This window comes from Streptomyces sp. Ac-502 (genome assembly GCF_045222935.1).
Classification (GTDB): domain Bacteria; phylum Actinomycetota; class Actinomycetes; order Streptomycetales; family Streptomycetaceae; genus Streptomyces; species Streptomyces monomycini.
Map to the genome: position 1 here is coordinate 700970 of NZ_JBHFFO010000001.1, position 23814 is coordinate 724783.

General features: G+C 72.1%; 3 protein-coding genes and 2 pseudogenes. 1 reads left to right on the forward strand and 4 read right to left on the reverse strand.

Going from position 1 to position 23814, the window contains the following annotated elements:
- Positions 1-115: 115 nt before the first annotated feature.
- A complete protein-coding gene (locus ACEXOX_RS03340; protein ID WP_406518989.1) occupies positions 116-1780 on the reverse strand; it encodes a GMC oxidoreductase in 1665 nt (554 codons plus the stop codon).
- A 260-nt stretch (positions 1781-2040) separates the two neighbouring features.
- Here ACEXOX_RS03340 and ACEXOX_RS03345 point away from each other — a divergent pair, with 260 nt between their 5' ends.
- Positions 2041-3162: a tyrosine-protein phosphatase gene (locus ACEXOX_RS03345; RefSeq protein ID WP_406518990.1), complete on the forward strand. Its 1122-nt coding sequence runs from the start codon at positions 2041-2043 to the stop codon at positions 3160-3162.
- Between the two features lie 406 nt (positions 3163-3568).
- Here the strand turns inward: ACEXOX_RS03345 and ACEXOX_RS03350 are convergent.
- The 3 genes and pseudogenes from ACEXOX_RS03350 to ACEXOX_RS03360 all read right to left on the reverse strand — a co-directional run.
- Positions 3569-15562: pseudogene (locus tag ACEXOX_RS03350) on the reverse strand (SDR family NAD(P)-dependent oxidoreductase); the annotation flags it as partial.
- Positions 15536-17317: pseudogene (locus ACEXOX_RS03355) on the reverse strand (acyltransferase domain-containing protein); the annotation flags it as partial. The pseudogenes ACEXOX_RS03355 and ACEXOX_RS03350, both read right to left, overlap by 27 nt.
- Positions 17245-23742: a type I polyketide synthase gene (locus tag ACEXOX_RS03360; RefSeq protein WP_406518991.1), complete on the reverse strand. Its 6498-nt coding sequence runs from the start codon at positions 23740-23742 to the stop codon at positions 17245-17247. The pseudogene ACEXOX_RS03355 and the gene ACEXOX_RS03360, both read right to left, overlap by 73 nt.
- Between the last annotated feature and the right edge of the window lie 72 nt (positions 23743-23814).

The window sequence follows — 23814 nt, forward strand, 5'->3', positions numbered from 1 at the left end:
CGTCCCCCACCGGAAAATCCCTGGAGAGCCCGTGGTGCGGCTTCCGGGGCAGGACCGAACCGGCCCTCCGTGCGAGGGAGGGCCCGGACCAGCGGGTACAGCGGTCCGTACGGTGTCACCGGCGCGCGGCCCTGACGTCCTCCGCGATGATCCGCTCGATGTTCCGCTCGGCCAGCGCCGTGATGGTCACGAAGGGGTTGACGCCGATGGATCCGGGTACGAGCGCGCCGTCCGTGACATAGAGGTTGCGGTAGCCGGCGACCCGGCCGTAGAGGTCGGTGGCCTTGCCCAGCACGCAGCCACCGAGCGGGTGGTAGCTGAAGTCGTCGGAAAAGCTCTTCAGCTGGGATCCGAACAGGTCGTAGCGGTACATCGTCGTGTTGGCCTTGTTGATCCGGTCGAACAGCGACTTCGCCGCGTTGACCGCGGGCGTGTTCTGGTCCCGGGTCCAGCGCAGCACGGCCCGGTCGCTCGCCTTGTCGTAGACGAAAGTGCCGCGCTCGGGGTTCTTGGTGATCGCCAGGTAGAGGCTGACCCAGGTCTCCAGGCCGGCCGGCATCGGCGCGATCTCCGCGAAGACCGGGGCGGCGGGGTTGTCCCAGTCGTCGATGCCCAGGGCAGGGATCGACGACTGGTGGGCCCCGGTGGGGTTCCAGACGTGGTTGGCCCGGCCGGTCATGATGTTGCCGTTGGGGCCCCAGCCCGCGCCGACCTCGGCGTTGAGGTCGGGCAGCGTTCCGGTGTCCCGGGCACGCACCAGCAGTTCGGTGGAGCCGAGGCTGCCGGCGCCGAGGAACAGGTGGCGGCAGCCGATCTCCTTGTGGGCGACGGTCTTGCCGTCGGAGTCGATCTGGTCCACGGACAGTACGTAGCTGCCGTCCGGCTGCCGGCGGATCGCCTTGACCTGGTGGAGGGTCTCGATGGTGACCTTGCCGGTGCCGAGCGCGGCGGCCAGGTAGGTCTTGTCCAGGCTCTGCTTGCCGTGGTTGTTGCCGTAGATGACCTCGCCCGCCAGCGCGGACTTGGGCGCCTCGCCGGCCGCCTCGCGCCGCATGTGGCCGAAGTCGTAGACGTTGGGAACGAAGGTGGTGCCCAGGCCCGCCTTGGCTGCCTGGTCGCGGGAGACCCGCGCGTACTTGTACCACTCCGTCTCCTCGAACCAGCCCTTGTCGATGTGGTTCACCTTGAGCATGGAGTTGGCGCGCGGGAAGTACCGGTCGTACATCTCGGCGGCGTCCACCCGCGGGAGGACCTCCTCGAAGTACGAGCGCTTCGGCACGACCGCCATGCCGCCGTTGACCAGCGACCCGCCGCCCACTCCCCGCCCCACGTACACCGACATCTCGTCGAAGTGCACCTTGTCCAGCACGCCCGCGTACGGATCGATGTTCCGGTTGATCACGTCCAGCCACAGGAACGAGCCGAGCGGGGCCTCGGTGCGTGTCTTGAACCAGCTGGAGCGGCGGTCGGGCTTGAGCATGCCGCAGAAGACGTTGCCGTCGTCGGCGGGCTCGTTCCACAGCCGGCCCATTTCGAGCATGAGCGTGGGGACGCCGGCCTCGCCGAGCCGCAGCGCGGACACCGCGGCGCCGTATCCCGTACCGATCACCACGGCCGGTACGAACGAACCGCTGCCGGCCTGCGGGCCGCCCTGGCCGGCGGCCGCGGCGCGCGGAGCGGCGGAGATCGTGGTCATTCCGGCTACGGCGGCGCCGCTGAGGGCGGCCAGTCCGAGCAGACGGCGCCGTGACAGATGCTGGTTCTGCTGGTTCTCGAACACGCTGGTAGTACCCGACCTTCGCCGACAGGATTCTTCCCCGCAGGGCTGTTTCGCGGCGCCGTCCCGGTGGGGACCACGGGCCGTGTCCACCGGTCCGAGCCGCCGCGCGCCACCATCCTGTTCAAGAAAGACTGGGGTAAATGCCAGAGGCTGCCCGCCGGCCGGGGCATCGCCCCGTATCCGCTGCCGGGGCACCGTGGGCAGGCGGCACTCGTCATCTCTAGGTTATTTCGAGCAATACCAGGCCGTACGGTCCCGCCATGAACTCCCATTCCACGGCGGCAGTACTGACCGCCCGCCGTATCGCCGTGTCATTCGTGGCCACCGTGTCGGCGGTGGGTGTCACCGCCTCTCCCGCCCCGGCCGAGGCCCTCGGCGTGCCTGCCGGAGCGGGCCAGTACGCGCCGCAGGCGGCACGCGCCGCGCACGGGATTCCCTTCACCGACGCCACGGTGACCCGGCGGAAGGACGGCTCGTTCACCGTGTCCTGGAGGGCGCCAGGCGTCGGCTCGGTGACCGTCCACACCGGCGGCAGGGCCGTGGCGCGCGGCGGGGCCGAGGCCACCGTCACCGTACGGGGGCTGCCCGCCGCCGACCGCCAGTGGTTCCGTCTCGTACCCGACCAGGGCGACCCGCTCACCCTCGCCGACCGCTCGCTCCACCTGGAGGGTGCAGCCAACTTCCGCGACGCGGGCGGCTACCGTACCGCCGACGGCCGGTGGGTGAAGATGGGTGTGCTGTACCGCTCCAACGAAGTGCACGCGCTCACCGACGCCGACCTGGCCAAGCTCCAGCGCCTGGGAATCCGCACGGACGTCGACCTGCGCATGCCGCGCGAGCGCGCCCAAGCCCCGGACCGCATACCTTCGGGCGCGCGCTACGTCGTCGCCGACGTCATCGGCGAGGACACCTCGGCCGAACTGCCCGCCACCCCGCAGGAGTCCGTGCGGACGCAGCTCGCCGGTTACCGCTGGGCCGTCTCCAAGCCCTCCGCACTCACGGCGTACCGCTCACTGTTCACCTACGAGGCCGACCCCGGCTCCCACGGACTGGTCTACCACTGCTCGTCGGGCAAGGATCGTACGGGCTGGGCCAGTGCCGCCCTGCTCACGGCCCTCGGCGTGGACCGCCGCACGGTCATGCGCGACTACCTGGCCAGCAACGACTACCTGGCCGCTGTCAACGCCGCCGAACTCGCGCGGCAGCCGCCCGGGGCCGCCGCCCGCCTCAAGCCGCTCCTGGACACCAGGGCCTCATACCTGGACACGGCCTTCCACGAGGTCAGAGCCCGCTTCGGCACGTTCGACGCCTACCTGCGGAACGGACTGGGTCTGAGCGAGCAGGACCTGGAGGGGTTGCGGAAGGCGCTGCTCACCGACTGACGGCCGGCCGGCCGCAGCCTGGTCCGTCCGCCGAAAGGCCCTGACAGTCCGCGGAAAGAACGCTCCCTCCCGGCACATCGCCGGGAGGGAGCTTCTTGTCGCTACCGGGCGGCGGACCGCCGCCGGTTCAGGACAGGCCCAGTTCGTTGTCGAGGAGGTCGAAGACCTCCTCGTCGGAGGCTGACTCGAAGTCGAAGTCCTCGTCCGCCCGGGACTCGTCGTGCTCGGCTGCCGCGGTCACGTCCCGCAGAGCGTTCCACTTCGCCTTGAGTACCTCCAGCCGGCCGGCTATCTGCTCGTGGATCTCCTCCGTGATGTCGAGCCCGCCGAAGGACTTCTCCAGCTTTTCGAGTTCACCGAGGAGTGCCTCCGGGCCGAAGGACGGCTCGGGCGCGGTCCGGGCATGGAGGTGGTCGACGAGTTCCGCCGGCGTCGGGTAGTCGAAGAGCAGGGTGGCGGCAGGCGGATACCCGTCAGAGCGCTCAGGTGGTTGCGGAGCTCGACCGCGGTCAGGGAGTCGAAGCCGAGGTCCAGGAAGGCGCGGTCCTCGTCGATTTCCCTGGCCCCGGCGTGACCGAGGACGACCGCGACCTGGCCACGTACGGCATCGAGTACGACTTCGCGTCCCTCTGCCGCCGACAGGCCGGTCAGGCGCTGAGCGAAGGCGGCCGCGGCATCGCTTTCGGTGGGAGCCGCAGCGGCGCGTCGGCCTGAGGTGCGGATGAGGGTGCGCAGCAGGGGCTGGGGGTCGCCCTGTGTGCGCAGCGCGGCGAGGTCCAGGCGGACGGGGAGGGCCATGGGCTCGGTGGTCCCGAGGGCGGCGTCGAACAGGGCCAGGCCCTGTTCGGCCGACAGTGGCGGCATACCCGAACGGGCGATGCGCTGGAGGTCGGCCTCGGTCAGGGTGCCGGTCATGCCGCTGTCCTGCGACCAGGGCCCCCACGCCAGCGACACCGCAGGCAGACCAGCCGCCCGACGACGGCGCGCCAGCGCGTCCAAAAGGCGTTGCCCGCCGCATAGTTGGCCTGACCGGGACTGCCGATCGTGCCCGCCACCGACGAGAACACCACAAACGCATCCAGCTGAAGATGCTTGGTGGCCTCGTGCAGATACCAGGCAGCATCCACCTTCGGACGCAACACCCCCGACAACCGCTCGGGCGTCAGCGACTCCACCACACCATCGTCCAGCACACCGGCCGTATGCACGACCACGGCAGGAACATGACGGGCGACCAGATCGGCCACAGCCATACGGTCCGTCACATCACACGCCTCGACCACCACCCCCGCGCCATACCCCTCCAGCTCAGCCACCAGCTCCCCGGCACCCCCGGCACCCGGGCCCCTGCGGCTGACCAGCACCACACTCCGCACCCCATGTTCCACCACCAGATGCCGGGCGACAGTACGGCCCAGACCACCCGTACCACCAGTGATCAGGACCGTGCCGGACGGATCCCAAGCATGAGTCTGCTGGGGCTGTGTCCGGACCAGGCGCGCCGCCAGCACCTCACCACCACGCACCAGCAGCTCGGGCTCATCGGTCGCCAGCCCGTGCGCCAGGACGGCCACATCGGCGTCGTCACCGTCCACATCCACCAGACCGAAGCGGCCCGGGTTCTCCGACTGTGCCGACCGCACCAGACCCCACACCGCCGCACCCGCAAGATCCGCACCCGACACCACACCCCGCGTCACGAACACCAGACGCGAAGCCGCGAACCGGCCATCCGCCAACCACGCCTGGATCACGTCCAGCGCCTTGGCCGTCGCGGCGTGGACGGCCGACACCGTTCCCGTGGGCCCGGTCGTCGGCGGAACGAGCACGATGTCGTGGCCGCCGGCCTCCGCGAGGTCGTCGAGATCGGCGTGCGGCCGGAGCGAGAGCCCGTCGAGGATGCCCTCGGTGTCCTTGCCGAGCAGGGTGAGGGAGCCCGCGGGCTCACCGGTGAGGTGAATGCCGGCCCAATCGACCTTGAAGAGGGAATCACGGTCGCCGGTCTGCAGCTGCCCGACGGTGATCGGGCGCGCGGTCAGGGACCGTACCGAGGCCACCGGCGCACCGGACGTGTCCGCGATGACGATCGACGTGCCGTCCTCGGTGGGACGGATGCGCACCCTCACTTGGGAAGCCCCGGCGGCGTGCAGTGACACTCCGTTCCAGGCGAAGGGGACAGCCCCCTCGTCCGCTCCCCCGCCGCCCAGGAGCGCCGCGTGCAGCGCCGCGTCGAAGAGCGCCGGGTGCAGGCCGTAGGCGTCACCGTCGGCGCCCTCGGGAAGCGTCACCTCGGCGTAGATGTCCCCGCCGAGTTTCCAGGCCGCCCGCAGGCCCTGGAACACCGGGCCGTACTCGAACCCGGCATCCGCGAACCGCTCGTAGCAGCCCGCCACCTCAAGCGGCTCGGCGCCCTGCGGGGGCCACACCGTGGTATCGAACGACACGGCTTCGGTGGCTGGGGCCAGGGCGCCACCGGCATGCAGCGTCCACGGGCCCTCGCCCTCACGCGCATGCACCGACACCGGACGGCAGCCACCGTCGTCCGGCTCCCCCACCCACACCTGCACCTGCATCGCGCCGCCCGAGGCAGGCAGCACCAGGGGCGCGGCGAGCGTCAGCTCCTCCACCACATCGCAGCCGACCTCATCGGCCGCTCGCAACACCAGTTCCACCAACGCCGTGCCAGGGACGAGGACGGAACCCAGCACCACATGATCCGCCAACCACGGATGCGAGGACACCGACAACCGGCCCGTGAACAGCAAACCACCCGAACCCGCCAGCTCCACCGCCGCACCCAGCAACGGATGCCCCGCCGAGCCCAGACCCGCGAACCGCACGTCACCCGCGCGCACCGCCCCACCCGACGGCCAGAACCGCTCACGCTGGAACGCGTACGTCGGCAGATCCACCCACCGCGCACCCGAACCGGCGAAGACGGCGGGCCAGTCAACCGGCACGCCGTGGGTGTGCAGTCGTGCCAGGGCCGTGAGCAGTGCCGGCACCTCGGGCCGGTCCTTGCGCAGGACAGGGGCCACTACCGCCTCGTCCGCGGCGGACTCCACGGCGAGGGAGGAGAGGGCGCCGTCAGGGCCCAGCTCCAGGAACGCCTCGACACCCTGCGCGCGCAGCGCGCCGACCCCGTCGGCGAACCGCACGGCCTCGCGGACGTGGCTGACCCAGTACTCCGCGGCGCACAGCTGCTCCGCGGTGGCGGGCTCGCCGGTGACGTTCGAGACCACGGGGATGCGCGGCGTTCCGTACGTCATGCCGTCGGCGACGGCGCGGAAGTCGTCCAGCATAGGTTCCATGAGTGGTGAGTGGAAGGCGTGCGAGACCCGCAGCCTGCTGGTCTTGCGCCCCTCCCCCTCGAAGTGTGTCTTGATGGCGAGTACCGCATCCTCGGCGCCCGAGACGACGACCGACGACGGACCGTTGACGGCCGCGATCGACACCTGCGGCGTCAGATGCGCGAGAACCTCGTCCTCCGTCGCCCGGACCGCCACCATCGCCCCGCCGGCGGGCAGGGCCTGCATCAGCCGGCCGCGTGCCGCGACCAGCGCACAGGCATCCGGGAGGGAGAAGACGCCCGCCACATGCGCCGCGGATACTTCACCGATCGAATGGCCCGCCACGAAGTCCGGGCGCACCCCCACGACTCCGCCAGGCGGAACAGCGCCACCTCGATCGCGAACAGGGACGCCTGGGCGTACGCGGTCCGGTTCAGCAGCTCCGCGTCCTCACCCCAGACAACGTCCCGCAGAGGACGCTCCAGGTGCTCATCCAGCGCGGCACACACCGCATCGAACGCCGCCGCGAACACCGGGTGACGGGCGTGCAGCTCGCGCCCCATACCCAGGCGTTGCGAACCCTGGCCCGAGAACAGGAACGCCAGCTTGCCCGCACGGGCCCGGTCCTGCGCCGCGATGGAAGCGTCGCTGCGGCCTTCGGCCAAGGCGGACAGCGAACGCAGCAGATCCTCTCGGTTCGCGGCCAGTAGCACCGCACGGTGCTGGAACACCGAGCGGCCCGTTGCCAGCGAGTACGCGACATCCGTGACCCGCGGCCCTGGCTCACCGCCCAGCTCACCGTCCAGATGGGACAGCAGCCGTGCCGCCTGGGCTCGCAAGGCCGGCTCGCTCCGGCCCGACAGCAGCACCGGCACCGGCGCCCCGGCCCCGGCTGTCCCGTCTTCGGCGGCGTCCGGTTCGGCTCCTTCCGGTGCTGCGTCGGCCGCGACCGGCTCGGGCTGCTCCAGGATCACGTGCGCGTTCGTGCCGCTGATACCGAACGAGGAGACTCCCGCACGGCGCGGCCCGTCCCCCTGCGGCCACTCAGCAGCAGAGGTCAGCAGTTCCACCGCACCTGCGTCCCAGTCCACGTGCCTCGACGGCTCATCGACGTGCAATGTCCGCGGAAGCACACCATGGCGCATCGCCAGCACCATCTTGATGACACCCGCGACACCCGAAGCCGCCTGCGCATGACCGATGTTGGACTTCACCGAACCCAGCCTCAGCGGCCGCTCCCCGGACGGCCCTGACCGTAAGTGGCCAGCAATGCCTGCGCCTCGATCGGATCGCCCAACGTCGTACCCGTGCCATGCGCCTCCACCGCATCAACATCAGCAGCCGACAGACCAGCACTCGCCAGCGCCTGCCGGATCACCCGCTGCTGCGACGGACCATTCGGCGCCGTCAGACCATTCGACGCACCATCCTGATTCACCGCACTGCCCCGCACCACCGCAAGCACCCGATGCCCATTACGGCGCGCATCCGACAGACGCTCCAGCACCAGGATTCCGGCGCCTTCCGCCCAGCCGACACCGTTGGCAGCGTCGGAGAACGCCTTGCAGCGCCCGTCGAGGGAAAGCCCGCCCTGGCGGGTGAACTCCACGAAGGTCAGCGGGGTGGACATCACCGTCACACCGCCGGCGAGCGCCAAGGAGCACTCGCCGGAGCGCAGCGCCTGGGCCGCCAGGTGCAGGGCGACCAGCGACGACGAACATGCCGTGTCCACCGTGACCGCCGGCCCCTCGAAGCCGAAAGTGTAGGAGACCCGGCCCGAGGCCACACTGCCCGCGCTGCCACTGCCCTGGTACCCCTCGAACTCGCGCCCGGAGAGCAGTTGCGAGTAGTCGTGGTACATCACACCCGCGAAGACGCCGGTGCGGCTGCCGCGGAGGGTGGCCGGGTCCAGTCCGGTGCGCTCCAACGCCTCCCAGGCCGTTTCCAGCAGCAGCCGCTGCTGGGCATCGGTGGTCAGCGCCTCCCGCGGGCTCATCCCGAAGAACTCGGGGTCGAACTCCGCCGCGTCGTACAGGAACCCGCCGGAACGGGTGGCGATGGCGCCTTCCCGGTCGGCGTCGTAGGCGTCGTCGATCTCCCAGCCGCGGTCGCCCGGGAAGCCGGAGACGGCGTCCACGCCGTCGGACACCAGCCGCCACAGATCCTCCGGCGAGGCGACGCCCCCGGGAAGCGGCAGCTCATGCCGACGATGACGACCGGATCGTCCGTCAAAGGCGGCAGGGACGGCAGAGCGGACACCGGGAGTGACGTCTCCGCCGCCGCTCCGAACAGCTCGTCCAGCAGGTGCCCCGCCAGGGCGTCGGCCGTCGGGTAGTCGAAAACGGTCGTCGCCGGGAGTCGCAGTCCGGTGGCCCTGCCCAGCTGGTTGCGGAGTTCGATCGCGGCCAGGGAGTCGAAGCCGAGGTCCTGGAAGGCCCGGTCCGGGGCGACCGTCTCCGGGCTCGCGTGGCCCAGGACCGTCGCGATCTGACCGCGTACGACATCGAGCAGCGCCTCGCGACGCTCCGCCGTGGTCAGCCTGGCCAGGCGTTGCGTGAGGCCGGAGGCCGCGGGGGAGCCGGAACGACGGTTCCTCGTGCGGATGAGGGTGCGCAGCAGGGGCTGGGGGTCGCCTTGTGTGCGCAGCGCGGCGAGGTCCAGGCGGACGGGGAGGGCCATGGGCTCGGTGGTCCCGAGGGCGGCGTCGAACAGGGCCAGGCCCTGTTCGGCCGACAGCGGCGGCATACCCGAACGGGCGATGCGCTGGAGGTCGGCCTCGGTCAGGGTGCCGGTCATGCCGCTGTCCTGCGACCAGGGCCCCCACGCCAGCGACACCGCAGGCAGACCAGCCGCCCGACGACGGCGTGCCAGCGCGTCCAGAAAGGCGTTGCCCGCCGCATAGTTGGCCTGACCGGGACTGCCGATCGTGCCCGCCACCGACGAGAACACCACAAACGCATCCAGCTGAAGATGCTTGGTGGCCTCGTGCAGATACCAGGCAGCATCCACCTTCGGACGCAACACCCCCGACAACCGCTCGGGCGTCAGCGACTCCACCACACCATCGTCCAGCACACCGGCCGTATGCACGACCGCGGTAGGAACATGACGGGTGACCAGATCGGCCACAGCCATACGGTCCGTCACATCACACGCCTCGACCACCACCCCCGCGCCATACCCCTCCAGCTCAGCCACCAGCTCCCCGGCACCCCCGGCACCCGGGCCCCTGCGGCTGACCAGCACCACACTCCGCACCCCATGTTCCACCACCAGATGCCGGGCGACAGTACGGCCCAGACCACCCGTACCACCAGTGATCAGGACCGTGCCGGACGGATCCCAAGCATGAGTCTGCTGGGGCTGTGTCCGGACCAGGCGCGCCGCCAGCACCTCACCACCACGCACCAGCAGCTCGGGCTCATCGGTCGCCAGCCCGTGCGCCAGGACGGCCACATCGGCGTCGTCACCGTCCACATCCACCAGACCGAAGCGGCCCGGATTCTCCGACAGAGCCGACCGCACCAGACCCCACACCGCCGCACCCGCAAGATCCGCATCCGACACCACACCCCGCGTCACGAACACCAGACGCGAAGCCGCGAACCGGCCATCCGCCAACCACGACTGCACCATTTCCAAGGCCCAGCCGGCAGCGACGTGTACGGACTCCACCGTTCCAGTGGTGCCGGCGGGCGGCGAGACCAGGACCGCTCCGGGCACGGTCACTCCCGCCGGCGGCTCCAGGTCCGCGAGGGTCCGCAACGGCTCGCCCTCCGGACCGGTGCCCAGCTCGACGCGCTCGTCCGTGAGCGGGACGGGGTTCCAGTCGACCTTGAAGAGGGAGTCGCGGTCGGTGGTCCGCAGCTGTCCGGGCAGGAGTGGGCGGATCACCAGTGACTCCACCGAGGCGACGGGCGCACCGGTCGAATCCGCGATCGCGACGGACAACGTGCCGCCCGTGTCACGGATACGGACGCGGAGGCGCGAGGCGCCGGAAGTGTGCAGGGACACTCCGGCCCAGGAGAACGGGACGCCGCCCGCTTCACCGCCGCCCAGTGCCGCCGCGTGCAGCGCCGCGTCGAAGAGCGCCGGGTGCAGGCCGTAGGCGTCACCGTCGGTGCCCTCGGGAAGCGTCACCTCGGCGTAGATGTCCCCGCCGAGTTTCCAGGCCGCCCGCAGGCCCTGGAACACCGGGCCGTACGTGAGCCCACTGTCGGCGAGTTCGTCGTAGCAGTCGGCCACGTCCACGGCCTCCGCGCCCTTCGGAGGCCATACGGCGGCATCGAAGGGAGCCGCTTCGGCCCCGGTGGTCACCGCGCCTTCGGCGTGCAGCGTCCACGGGTCCTCGTCCTCACGCGCGTGCACCGAGACCTGCCGTCGACCCGAACCGTCCGGCTCCCCCAGCCATACCTGGACCTGCACACCACTGCCCGAGGCGGGCAGCACCAGGGGCGCGGCGAGCGTCAGCTCCTCCACCACATCGCAGCCGACCTCATCGGCCGCTCGCAACACCAGTTCCACCAACGCCGTGCCAGGGACGAGGACGGAACCCAGCACCACATGATCCGCCAACCACGGATGCGAGGACACCGACAACCGGCCCGTGAACAGCAAACCACCCGAACCCGCCAGCTCCACCGCCGCACCCAGCAACGGATGCCCCGCCGAGCCCAGACCCGCGAACCGCACGTCACCCGCGCGCACCGCCCTACCCGACGGCCAGAACCGTTCGTGCTGGAACGCGTACGTCGGCAGATCCACCCAGCGCGCACCCGTGCCACCGAACAGCACCGTCCAGTCCACGTTCACACCCCGGACGTACAGCTGTGCCAGGGCACCCAGCAGCGTCGTCCCCTCGGGGCGGTCCTTGCGCAGGACGGGGGCGAGTACGGCTTCCTCAGGTGCGGACTCGCGGGCCAGTGCCGACAGCACACCGTCCGGGCCGAGTTCCAGGAACCGCGTCGCCCCTGCCGCGTCCAGAGCGCGTACCCCGTCCGCGAAACGCACTGCTTCGCGGACGTGCCGGACCCAGTAGTCGGCTCGGGTGAGCTGGTCGGGTTCGGCGAGGCTGCCTGTCAGGTTCGACACGACGGGGATCGCCGGTGTGCCGAACGACAGCCGTGCCACCACCGCGCGGAAGTCGTCCAGCATGGGTTCCATGAGTGGTGAGTGGAAGGCGTGCGAGACCCGCAGCCTGCTGGTCTTGCGTCCCTCACCCTCGAAGTGTGTCTTGATGGCGAGTACCACCTCCTCGGCGCCCGAGACGACGACCGACGACGGGCCGTTGACGGCCGCGATCGACACCTGCGGCGTCAGATGCGCGAGAACCTCGTCCTCCGTCGCCCGGACCGCCACCATCGCCCCGCCGGCGGGGAGGGCCTGCATCAGCCGGCCGCGTGCCGCGACCAGCGCACAGGCATCCGGGAGGGAGAAGACGCCCGCCACATGCGCCGCGGATACTTCACCGATCGAATGGCCCGCCACGAAGTCCGGGCGCACCCCCACGACTCCGCCAGGCGGAACAGCGCCACCTCGATCGCGAACAGGGACGCCTGGGCGTACGCGGTCCGGTTCAGCAGCTCCGCGTCCTCACCCCAGACAACGTCCCGCAGAGGACGCTCCAGGTGCTCGTCCAGCGCGGCACACACCGCATCGAACGCCGCCGCGAACACCGGGTGGCGGGCGTGCAGCTCGCGCCCCATGCCGAGGCGTTGCGAACCCTGGCCCGAGAACAAGAAGGCTGTCTTCCCGGCACCGGCCGAGCCCTCCGCCAGACCGGCGTCGGCCTCGCCCACCGCGAGCGCGGACAGTGCCCGTACCAGTGCGTCGCTGTCCTGGCCCCACACCACCGCGCGGCGGGTGAAGTTCGACCGCCCCGTCACCAGCGAGTGGCCGACATCCAGCGCGGACAGTGGCTCATGGCCGGCGACCAGGGGCAGCAGGCGTGCCGCCTGGCCGCGCAGCGCGGCCTCGTTTCTGCCGGAAAGCACCCAGGCCAGAGCGCCGGGCTCGGTCACCGGAGTGTCCGGTGCTGCGTCGGCCGCGACCGGCTCGGGCTGCTCCAGGATCACGTGCGCGTTCGTCCCACTGACGCCGAACGAGGAGACTCCCGCACGGCGCGGCCCCTCCCCCTGCGGCCACTCAGCAGCAGAGGTCAGCAGCTCGACCGCACCTGCGTCCCAGTCCACGTGCCTCGACGGCTCATCGACGTGCAGTGTCCGCGGAAGCACACCATGGCGCATCGCCAGCACCATCTTGATGACACCCGCGACACCCGAAGCCGCCTGCGCATGACCGATGTTGGACTTCACCGAACCCAGCCTCAGCGGCCGCTCCCCGGACGGCCCTGACCGTAAGTGGCCAGCAATGCCTGCGCCTCGATCGGATCGCCCAACGTCGTACCCGTGCCATGCGCCTCCACCGCATCAACATCAGCAGCCGACAGACCAGCACTCGCCAGCGCCTGCCGGATCACCCGCTGCTGCGACGGACCATTCGGCGCCGTCAGACCATTCGACGCACCATCCTGATTCACCGCACTGCCCCGCACCACCGCAAGCACCCGATGCCCATTACGGCGCGCATCCGACAGACGCTCCAGCACGAGCATGCCCACGCCCTCGCCCCAGCCGACACCGTCGGCGGCGTCGGAGAACGCCTTGCAGCGCCCGTCCGCCGCCAGTCCGCGCTGTCGCGAGAACTCGACGAACGTGGTCGGTGTCGACATCAACGTCACACCGCCGGCGAGCGCCAAGGAGCACTCGCCGGAGCGCAGCGCCTGGGCCGCCAGGTGCAGGGCGACCAGCGACGACGAACATGCCGTGTCCACCGTGACCGCCGGGCCCTCGAAGCCGAAGGTGTAGGAGACCCGCCCGGAGGCGATACTGGCCGCGCTGCCGTTGCTGCGGTAGCCCTCGAACTGGTCGCCGACGAGGAGGTCGCCGTAGTCGGTGTACATCACGCCCGCGAAGACGCCCGTCCGGCTGCCCCGCAGCGATGCCGGGTCGATGCCCGTCCGCTCGATGGCTTCCCAGGCCGTTTCCAGCAGCAGCCGCTGCTGGGCGTCGGTCGCCAGCGCCTCCCGCGGGCTCATCCCGAAGAACTCGGGGTCGAACTCAGCCGCCTCGTGGAGGAAGCCACCGGAGCGGCTGTAGGAGGTACCGAGTGCCTCGGGGTCCGGGTTGTAGAGGGTTTCCACGTCCCAGCCGCGGTCGGTGGGGAAGTCGGAGACGGCGTCCACGCCGTCGGACACCAGCCGCCACAGATCCTCCGGCGAGGCGACGCCCCCGGATAGCGGCAGCTCATACCGACGATGACCACCGGGTCGTCGGCCGCCTCCGCGGGCGACGGCACCCGCACCGGCAGCTCGGCCTCCCCCTGCGCGCCGAACAGTTCGTCCAGCAGGAAGCTGACGAGCGCGTCCGCCGTGGGGTAGTCGAAGACGGCGGTGGGCGAGAGGCGCAGGCCGGTAGCGTTGTTGAGGCGGTTGCGGAGTTCGACCGCGGTCAGGGAGTCGAAGCCGAGGTCCTGGAAGACGCGGGTCGCCTCGATCGTCTCCGGGTTCGCGTGGCCCAGGACGACCGCGATCTGGGTGCGTACCAGGTCCAGGAGCACCTCGCGCCGCTCCTCCGCCCCCAGCCCGCTCAGGCGTCCCGCCAGACCGGCCACCGCGGCCGGACCGCCGACTGCCGAGCGCCGGGCGCGGGTCCTGATCAGGCCGCGCAGCAGCGGGAGCACCTCTCCTGCTCGCGCAGGGCAGCCAGGTCGAAACGTACGGGAAGCAGTTGGGCGTCGCCGGCTGCCAGCGCGGCGTCGAAGAGGGTCACGCCCTGGGCGGGGGTGAGTTCGGGCATGCCTTGGCGGGCGATGCGCTGGAGGTCGGCCTCGGTCAGGGTGCCGGTCATGCCGCTGTCCTGCGACCAGGGCCCCCACGCCAGCGACACCGCAGGCAGACCAGCCGCCCGACGACGGTGCGCCAGCGCGTCCAGAAAGGCGTTGCCCGCCGCGTAGTTGGCCTGGCCGGGACTGCCGATCGTGCCCGCCACCGACGAGAACACCACAAACGCATCCAGCTGAAGATGCTTGGTGGCCTCGTGCAGATACCAGGCAGCATCCACCTTCGGACGCAACACCCCCGACAACCGCTCGGGAGTCAGCGACTCCACCACACCATCGTCCAGCACACCGGCCGTATGCACGACCGCGGTAGGAACATGACGGGTGACCAGATCGGCCACGGCCATACGATCCGTCACATCACACGCCTCGACCACCACCCCCGCGCCATACCCCTCCAGCTCAGCCACCAGCTCCCCGGCACCCCCGGCACCCGGGCCTCTGCGGCTGACCAGCACCACACTCCGCACCCCATGTTCCACCACCAGATGCCGGGCGACAGTACGGCCCAGACCACCCGTACCACCAGTGATCAGGACCGTGCCGGACGGATCCCAGGGGAAAGCCCGCTGTGCCTGAGCACGAGCCAACCGCGCCGCCAGGACCTCACCACCACGCACCAGCAACTGCGGCTCGTCCAACACCAACGCCCTCGGTACCAGCGCCACATCGGCGTCGTCACCGTCCACATCCACCAGACCGAAGCGGCCCGGATGCTCCGACTGTGCCGACCGCACCAGACCCCACACCGCCGCACCCGCAAGATCCGCACCCGACACCACACCCCGCGTCACGAACACCAGACGCGAAGCGGCAAACCGGTCATCCGCCAGCCCGGACTGGATCACGTCCAAGGCCCACGCCGTCACGGCGTGCACGGACTCCACCGCCTCCGGCGTGCCTGCGGGCGGCGCCACCAGCACCGCGCCGGGCACACGTCCGGAGCCGGCCAGGGAGGCCAGGTCCGCGTGGTGCTCGACCCGGTCCGCGTACCGGTGGAACGACGGGTCGGTGGGGGAACCGATCGCCGCGACGGTCTCCGCGGCCTCGGCCGGGGGCAGGCGTACGGGGTTCCACTGGAGGCGGAACAGCGCGTCGCGGACGGCCGGGTTCGCCCCGCCTTCGAGCTGGTCGGCGGAGACCGGCCGCAGGACGAGCGTGCCGATGGAGGCGACGGGTTCGCCCGCGGTGTCGGCGACGTCCACGGACACCGTGTCGGCGCTGTGCCGGGTCACGCGGACCCGTACCGCCGCGGCGCCGGAGGCGTGCAGCGAGAGGCTTTCCCAGGAGAAGGGCACGACGTCCTGGTCGACCCCGTTGAAGGTGACGACGTGCAGGGCCGCGTCGAGCAGCGCCGGGTGCAGGCCGTAGGCAGGCGCGTCGCCTTCGGCCGCGGCGGGCAGCGCGACCTCGGCGAAGACCTCGTCGCCTCGGCGCCATGCGGTGCGCAGGCCCTGGAAGTGGGGGCCGTAGTCGAAGCCGCGGTCGGCCAGGCGCGGGTAGAGGCCGGTCAGCTCGACGGGTTCGGCGTCGGCGGGCGGCCAGGGCGCGGCGGTGAAGTCGAAGCCGTCGGCGGCCGGGTGCGGGCCGGTGGCGAGGATGCCGGTGGCGTGCTGCCGCCACGGGCGGTCGCCGTCGCTCTCCTCCCTGGAGCGGGCGGTCAGGGTGCGCCGGCCGGTCTCGTCGGCGGGCCCCACGCGCAGCTGGAGTTGTACGCCGCCGTGCTCGGGCAGGACGAGCGGGGCGGCCAGGGTCAGTTCGTCGACGCGGTCGCAGCCCGCCTCGTCGGCGGCGCGGACGGCGAGTTCGGCGAAGGCCGTGCCCGGCAGCAGGACGGATCCCATGATGGTGTGCCCGGCCAGCCAGGGATGGGTCTGGAGCGAGAGACGGGTGGTGAACAGCAGGCCGTCACCGTCGGGCAGTTCCGCAGAGGCGCTCAGCAGCGGGTGGCCGGCCGCTTCGAGGCCCGCGGCGCCGAGGTCTCCGGTGCGGGTGTGGTCGGGGGTCGGCCAGAACCTCTGGTGCTGGAAGGCGTACGTCGGCAGGTCGACCACGCGCGCGTCCCGGTCGTCGAGGAACGCGGACCAGTCGGTCTCGGCGCCGTGTACGTGCAGTCGCGTCAGGGCCGCGAGGAGGGCCGCCGCTTCCGGGCGGTCCCGGCGCAGGGCGGGTACGAGAACGGTTTCGCCGGGAGTGTTCGGGCCCGCCAGGTCCTCGTCCGGCAGCGACTCGCGTGCCATGGCCGCGAGCGTGCCGTCGGGGCCCAGCTCCAGGAAGCGGGTCACGCCCTGCGCGCGCAGGGCGCGGATCCCGTCGGCGAACCGTACCGCGGCGCGGACGTGGGTCACCCAGTACTCGGGACTGCGCAGCTGGTCGCGGGTGGCGAGTTCGCCCGTGACGTTCGAGACGACGGCCAGTCGCGGCTCGCCGTAGGACAGGCCCTCGGCGACGGCCCGGAAATCGGCCAGCATGGGGTCCATCAGGGGCGAGTGGAAGGCGTGCGAGACCCGCAGGCGGGTGGTCCTGCGGCCCTCGGCCTCGAAGTGCGCCGCGAGCGTGAGTACGGCGGCCTCGGCGCCGGAGACCACGGTGGACCGGGGGCCGTTGACGGCGGCGATCGCGATGTCCTCGGTCAGGTGCGGGCGCACCTCTTCCTCGGTGGCCCTGATCGCCACCATCGCACCGCCGGCGGGCAGGGCCTGCATCAGCCGTCCGCGTGCCGCCACCAGCGCGCAGGCGTCGGCCAGTGAGAACACCCCGGCGACATGCGCGGCGGCGATCTCGCCGACGGAGTGCCCGGCCACGTACTGGGGACGTACGCCCCAGGATTCCACGAGCCGGAACAGGGCCACCTCGATGGCGAACAGCCCGGCCTGGGCGTGGGCCGTCCGGTTCAGCGCTTCCGCGTCCTCACCCCAGACGACGTCCCGCAGGGGCGGTCCAGGTGCTCGTCCAGCGCGGCACACACCGCGTCGAACGCCGCCGCGAAGACCGGGTGGCGGGCGTGCAGCTCGCGCCCCATGCCGAGGCGTTGAGATCCCTGGCCGGAGAAGAGGACGGCGTCCCGGCCGGGGTGGGCCGTGCCCGTGTCCACGGCGGGGTCGGCCTCGCCCGCGGCCAGGGCGGCCAGGGCACGCAGCGCGGCATCACGGTCGTCGGCGCGGACGGCCGCGCGGTGGGTGAAGGCCGTGCGGCGGGTCGCCAGCGTGTGGGCGGCGTCCGTGAGCCGGGGCGCTGGTTCGCGTTCCAAGTGGGCGCGCAGTCGGGCGGCCTGGACGCGCAGGGCGCTCTCGCTCTTGGCGGAGAGCAGCAGCGGTGCCGGCCCGTCAGGAGCGGTGACCGTCCCGTCAGGAGCGGTGGACGGCGGCTCGGGTTGCGGGGCCGGGGGCAGTTCCAGGACCACGTGCGCGTTGGTGCCGCTGATGCCGAACGCGGAGACCGCGGCCCGCCGGGGCCGGCCGGTCTCGGGCCAGTCCGTGTGCTCGGTGAGCAGCTCGACCGCGCCCGCGGCCCAGTCGACGTGCCCGGTGGGCTCGTCGACGTGCAGGGTGCGCGGCAGTATGCCATGCCGCATCGCCAGCACCATCTTCATCACGCCCGCCACACCGGCGGCGGCCTGGGTGTGCCCGAGGTTGGACTTCACCGCGCCCAGCAGCAGCGGCTGCTCCGGCGGACGCTCCTGGCCGTAGGTGGCCAGCAGTGCCTGGGCCTCGATCGGGTCGCCGAGCGTGGTGCCCGTGCCGTGGGCCTCCACGGCGTCGACTTCGGTGGTGTCCAGCTGGGCGTTGGCCAGGGCCTGCCGGATCACCCGCTGCTGCGACGGTCCGCTTGGGGCGCTCAGGCCGTTGGACGCGCCGTCCTGGTTGACGGCCGAACCCCGTACCACGGCGAGCACCTGGTGGCCGTTGCGCCGGGCGTCGCTGAGCCGTTCGACCAGCAGCAGGCCGACGCCCTCGCTCCAGCCGGTGCCGTCGGCGGCGGCCGCGAACGGCTTGCAGCGGCCGTCGGGGGCCAGCCCGCGCTGCCGGGCGAACTCCACGAAGGAGGACGGGGTGGACATCACCGTCACACCGCCCGCGACCGCCAGGGAGCACTCGCCCTGGCGCAGCGCCTGGGCGGCCATGTGCAGGGCCACCAGGGAGGAGGAGCACGCCGTGTCCACCGTGACGGCCGGTCCTTCGAAGCCGAAGGTGTAGGAGACCCGGCCGGAGACGACGCTCATCGCGTTGCCGGTGAGCCGGTGTCCGCCGGCTTCCTCCTGTGCCGTGTCCAGCACCGTGCCGTAGTCCTGGGTGTTGGTGCCCGCGAAGACGCCGGTGCTGCTGCCCCGCAGGGTCTCCGGGTCGATACCCGCCTGTTCGAGCACCTCCCAGGTGGTCTCCAGGAGCAGCCGCTGCTGCGGGTCCATGGCGAGGGCCTCGCGCGGCGAGATGCCGAAGAAGTGCGCGTCGAAGTCGGCGGCGCCGTCCAGGAACCCGCCGCCCCGGGCATAGCTGGTGCCCTGGTGGTCGGGATCGGGGTGGTAGAGCCGGTCCAGGTCCCAGCCCCGGTCGGCGGGCATGGGGGTGATGGCGTCGCCACCCTCGGCGAGGAGCTGCCACAGGGCCTCGGGTGAGTTCACGCCGCCGGGGAAGCGGCAGGCCATGCCGACGATCGCCACCGGTTCGTCCTGGGCTGCGGCCGAGGCCCGTACGACGGTGGCGGGCCCGGCGGCGCCCAGCACCTCGGAGCGCAGGTACGCGGCGACCGCGACGGAGGAGGGGTGGTCGAACAGCAGGGTGGTGGGCAGCCGCAGGCCTGTGGCGGCGGACAGCCGGTTGCGCAGGTCGACGGCCATCAGGGAGTCGAAGCCCTGCTCTCGGAAGGCGCGTCGGGCGTCGACGGTGTCCGGTGACGGGTGGCCCAGGACCTTCGCGGCCTCTTCCCTCACCATGGCCAGGAGCGCCTGTTCCTGTTCGGCGGGTGGCAGCGCGCCGATCCGTTCGCGCAGAGGGGAGCGTTCGCGGCGCGGTGCGTCGGCGGGGCCGAGTGCGCGGCGGGCCTCGGGCAGGTCGCCGATGAGAGGGCTGGGGCGTACGGCGGTCAGGACGGGAGCGTAGGCGCTCCAGTCGACGTCGGCCACGGTCACGTGCGTCATGCCCTGGCCGAGGGCCTGGCGCAGAGCGGCGAGTGCGGGAGCGGCGGCCATGGGCAGCAGTCCGTCGCGGCTCATCCGGTCGGCGGCGTCACTGTCGGTGGCCATGCCCTCGCCCGCCCAGGGGCCCCAGGACACGGAGGTGGCCGGGAGGCCCTGCCGGTGGCGTTGCTCGGCGAGGGCGTCCAGGTAGGCGTTGGCAGCGGCGTAGTTGGCCTGTCCGGCATTGCCCAGGACACCGACGATGGAGGAGAACAGCACGAAGTGGTCCAGGCTCAGGTCCTGGGTGAGTTCGTGCAGGTTCTGTGCGGCTCCGGCCTTGGGGCGCAGGACGGTTTCGAAGCGCTCGGGGGTGAGCGCGTCCAGTACGCCGTCGTCCAGTACGCCCGCGGCGTGGACGACGCCGGTCAGCGGCAGGTGCGGCGGGATGTCGGCGAGGACGGCCGCCAGTGCGCCGCGGTCGGCGGCGTCGCAGGCGGCGAGGGTGACCTCGATGCCGCGGTCGGTGAGCGCGGCCGCGAGTTCCGCCGCGCCGGGGGCCTGCGGGCCGCGGCGGCTGGTGAGCACGAGGTGTTCGGCTCCGGCGTCGGCCAGCCAGTGGGCGAGGTGTGCGCCCAGCGCGCCGGTGCCGCCGGTGACCAGGACGGTGCCGTGGGTGCTCCACCGGGCGCCGGTGTCGCCGCCGGGCGTGATCCGTTCCAGGCGGCGGGTGAAGGTCCCGGCCGGGCGGATCGCGACCTGGTCCTCCTGCGAGGCGAGGGCGCTCAGCAACGCGGGGACGGTCCGCCCGTCCAGGTTCTCGGGGAGGTCGACGAGCCCGCCCCAGCTCTGCGGGGCCTCCAGCGCGGCCACCCGGCCCAGGCCCCATGTCTGTGCCTGTACGGGGCTGTCGAGCGCCTCGTGCCGGTCGACGGCGACGGCACCGCGGGTCACACACCACAGCGGTGCCTGGATGCCGGCAGCCTCCAGGGCGTGCGTCAGCGTGATGGTGGCGGCCAGACCGCGTGGCACGGAGGACAGGTGCGGGTGGGGCCGCTCGTCGAGGGCCAGCAGGGAGAGCACGCCGTCGACGGGGGTGTCGGGCCGGGCGAAGGGGACGCCGGGTTCGTGGGTGGCGGACAGTTCGCGTACATCGGTGTGGAGGCCGTGGTCGCGCAGGGCGTCCAGGAGGCGGGCGGTCCACGGGTCGTCGGTGGTGCCGTCGGGCAGGACGACGAGCCAGTGTCCGGTGGCGGCGGGGCCGTCGGAGGCGGTGCGCGGGGCCCAGTGGGTCCGGTAGCTGAGGCGGTCCGCCGCGGCCTGGGTCCTGCGCTGCCTGCGCCAGGAGGAGAGGGTGGGCAGGAGGGTGCCCAGGGAGTCCGCGTCGCTGCCGTCGATGGCCAGGACGGCCGTCAGCTCCTGGAGGTCCTCGCGTTCGACGGCTGCCCAGAATCCGGCTTCGCCCGCTTCGGGGGCGTCCGCCTCCTCCTCGTCGCGGCCGGCCGGGTCGAGCCAGTACCACTGGCGTTGGAAGGCGTAGGTGGGCAGTTCGGCGCCGGGAGCGCCGGACGTGCCTGATGTGCTGAGGCAGGCGGACCAGTCGATGTGGGCGCCGTGCGCGAAGGCGGTGGCGATGCCTTCGGTGAGGGCGGATGCTTCGGGGCGGCCGGTGCGCAGGAGGGATACGAGAACAGGGGGGACGGGCTGCTCAAGGGTGGTCAGGCTGTCCTGGACCATGGGGGTGAGGACGCCGCCGGGGCCGATCTCCACGAAGGCGGTGACGCCCTCGGCTTCGAGGGTGCGCACGGCGGCGCAGAAGCGTACTGCTTCGCGGACCTGCCGGACCCAGTGGTCGGGCGAGCGCAGGTCTTCCTCGGTGGCGAGCGTGCCGGTCACCGTGGACACCACGGGGATGCGGGGGGCGTGGAAGGTCAGGCCGCGGGCGACGCGCCGGAAGTCCTCCAGCATGCCGTCCATGTGCGGGGAGTGGAAGGCGTGGCTGACCCGCAGTCGCTTGGTGCGGCGGCCCTGTGCCGCGAAGTGGGCCGCGATCTCGGTGACGGTCTGTTCGTCGCCCGAGACGACGAGGGAGCCGGGTCCGTTGGCCGCCGCGAGGGCGGCACGGTCCTCGTGGCCGGCGAGGCGGTCGCGGATCTCGTCCTCGGTGGCCTGGATCGCCACCATGGCGCCGCCTTCGGGCAGCGCCTGCATGAGCGTGCCGCGCGCGGCGACCAGCCGTGCGGCGTCCTGGAGGGTCAGTACGCCGCTGACGTGGGCGGCGGTGAGTTCGCCGATGGAGTGCCCGGCGACGAACTGCGGCGCCGCACCCCAGGATTCGGCGAGGCGGAACAGGGCGGTTTCCAGGGCGAAGAGTGCGGCCTGGGTGTAGGCGGTCCGGTCGAGCAGGGCGGCCTCGGCGCTGCCTTCCGCCGCGAAGACGATGTCGCGCAGCGGCCGGTCCAGGTGCGGGTCGAGTTCGGCGCACACCGCGTCGAAGGCGTCGGCGAACGCGGGGTACGCGGCGTGCAGTTCGCGTCCCATGCCAAGGCGCTGGGAGCCCTGCCCGGCGAAGAGGAACGCGGTGCGGGCCTTGGCGGCGACACCGCTGACCAGGCCGGTGGCCGTGCGGCCCGCGGCGAGGGCGTCCAGGCCGCGCAGGAACGCCTCGCGGTCGTCCGCGACCAGGACCGCGCGGTGTTCCATGAGGGTCCGGGTGCCCGCGAGGGCGTGGGCGACGGCGGCCGGTTCGAGGTCGGCGCGGTCCCGTAGGTGGCGGCCGAGGCGCGCGGCCTGGGCGTGCAGGGCCGCTTCGGTGTGGGCCGACAGGATCCAGGGCAGCACGCCCGGACGGGCGGCCGCCTCGGGGCCCGGTCCGGCCTTGTGGGCCGCGGCCTCGGGGGCCTGCTCCAGGATGACGTGGGCGTTGGTGCCGCTGATGCCGAAGGAGGAGACGGCGGCGCGGCGCGGCCGCTCGGCGCTGGGCCAGGGCTCGGGCTCCGCGAGGAGCCTGGCGCTGCCCTCGCTCCAGTCGACGTGCCCGGTGGGCTCGTCCAGGTGCAGGGTCTTGGGCAGGTGCCCGTGCCGCATCGCCAGGACCATCTTCATCACGCCCGCGATGCCGGCGGCGGCCTGGGTGTGCCCGATGTTGGACTTCATGGAGCCGATCAGCACGGGTCGGTCCGCGGGGCGCTGCTGCCCGTAGGTGGCCAGCAGGGCGTGCGCCTCGACGGGGTCGCCGAGCGTGGTGCCGGTGCCGTGCGCCTCCACCGCGTCGACGTCCGGGGCGGTCAGGCCGGCGCCGGTCAGTGCCTGGCGGATGACGCGTTGCTGCGAGGGGCCGTTGGGGGCGGTCAGTCCGTTGGACGCGCCGTCCTGGTTGACGGCCGAGCCCTTCAGCACGGCCAGTACGGGATGGCCGTTGCGTACGGCGTCGGAGAGCCGCTCGACGAGCAGCAGACCCACGCCCTCGCTCCAGCCGGTGCCGTCGGCGGCGGCCGCGAACGGCTTGCAGCGACCGTCGGGAGCCAGGCCACGCTGGCGGGAGAACTCCACGAACATCTGCGGAGTGGACATCACGGTCGCGCCGCCCACCAGGGCCATGGCGCACTCGCCGCGCCGCAGCGCGTGCGCGGCGAGGTGCAGGGCCACCAGCGACGAGGAGCATGCCGTGTCCACGGTCAGCGCGGGTCCCTCCAGGCCCAGGACGTAGGAGATCCGGCCGGAGGCGATGCTGATGTGGTTGCCGGTCAGCAGGTGCCCGCCGACCTCGTCGGCCCGCCGCCCGCCCTCGGCGTCGTACCCTCCGTGGCCGGTGCCGACGAACACGCCGGTGCGGCTGCCCGCGAGGGATGCCGGGTCGATGCCGGCCCGTTCGACGGCTTCCCACGCGGTCTCCAGGAGCAGCCGCTGCTGGGGGTCCATGGCGAGCGCCTCGCGCGGGGAGATCCCGAAGAAACCGGGGTCGAACTCGCCCGCGTCGTGCAGGAACCCGCCCTCGCGGGCGTAGGCGGTGCCCTGGTGGGCCGGGTCGGGGTGGTAGAGCGCGTCCAGGTCCCAGCCGCGGTTGCGGGGGAAGGAGGAGATCGCGTCGACGCCGTCGCGCAGCAGCTCCCACAGTTCTTCGGGCGAGCGGACGCCGCCGGGAAAGCGGCAGGCCATCGAGACGATCGCGATGGGCTCCGTCTGCTTCGCCTCCGTCTCGTCCAATTGCTGACGAGTCTCGTGAAGGTCCGCGATCGCGCGCTTGAGGTACTCGCGCAGCTTCTCCTCGTTCGACATCAGGACGCCAATCGCTCGGTGGGAATGCCGGACCTGGGGCACAGAGCGCCGACACGCACGTCCGACCGTTTC

Excerpts from the sequence above, each read along its gene's own strand:
- ACEXOX_RS03360 (WP_406518991.1), bottom strand. The coding sequence starts at position 23,742 with ATGTCGAACGAGGAGAAGCTGCGCGAGTACCTCAAGCGCGCGATCGCG.
- ACEXOX_RS03345 (WP_406518990.1), top strand. The coding sequence starts at position 2,041 with ATGAACTCCCATTCCACGGCGGCAGTACTGACCGCCCGCCGTATCGCC.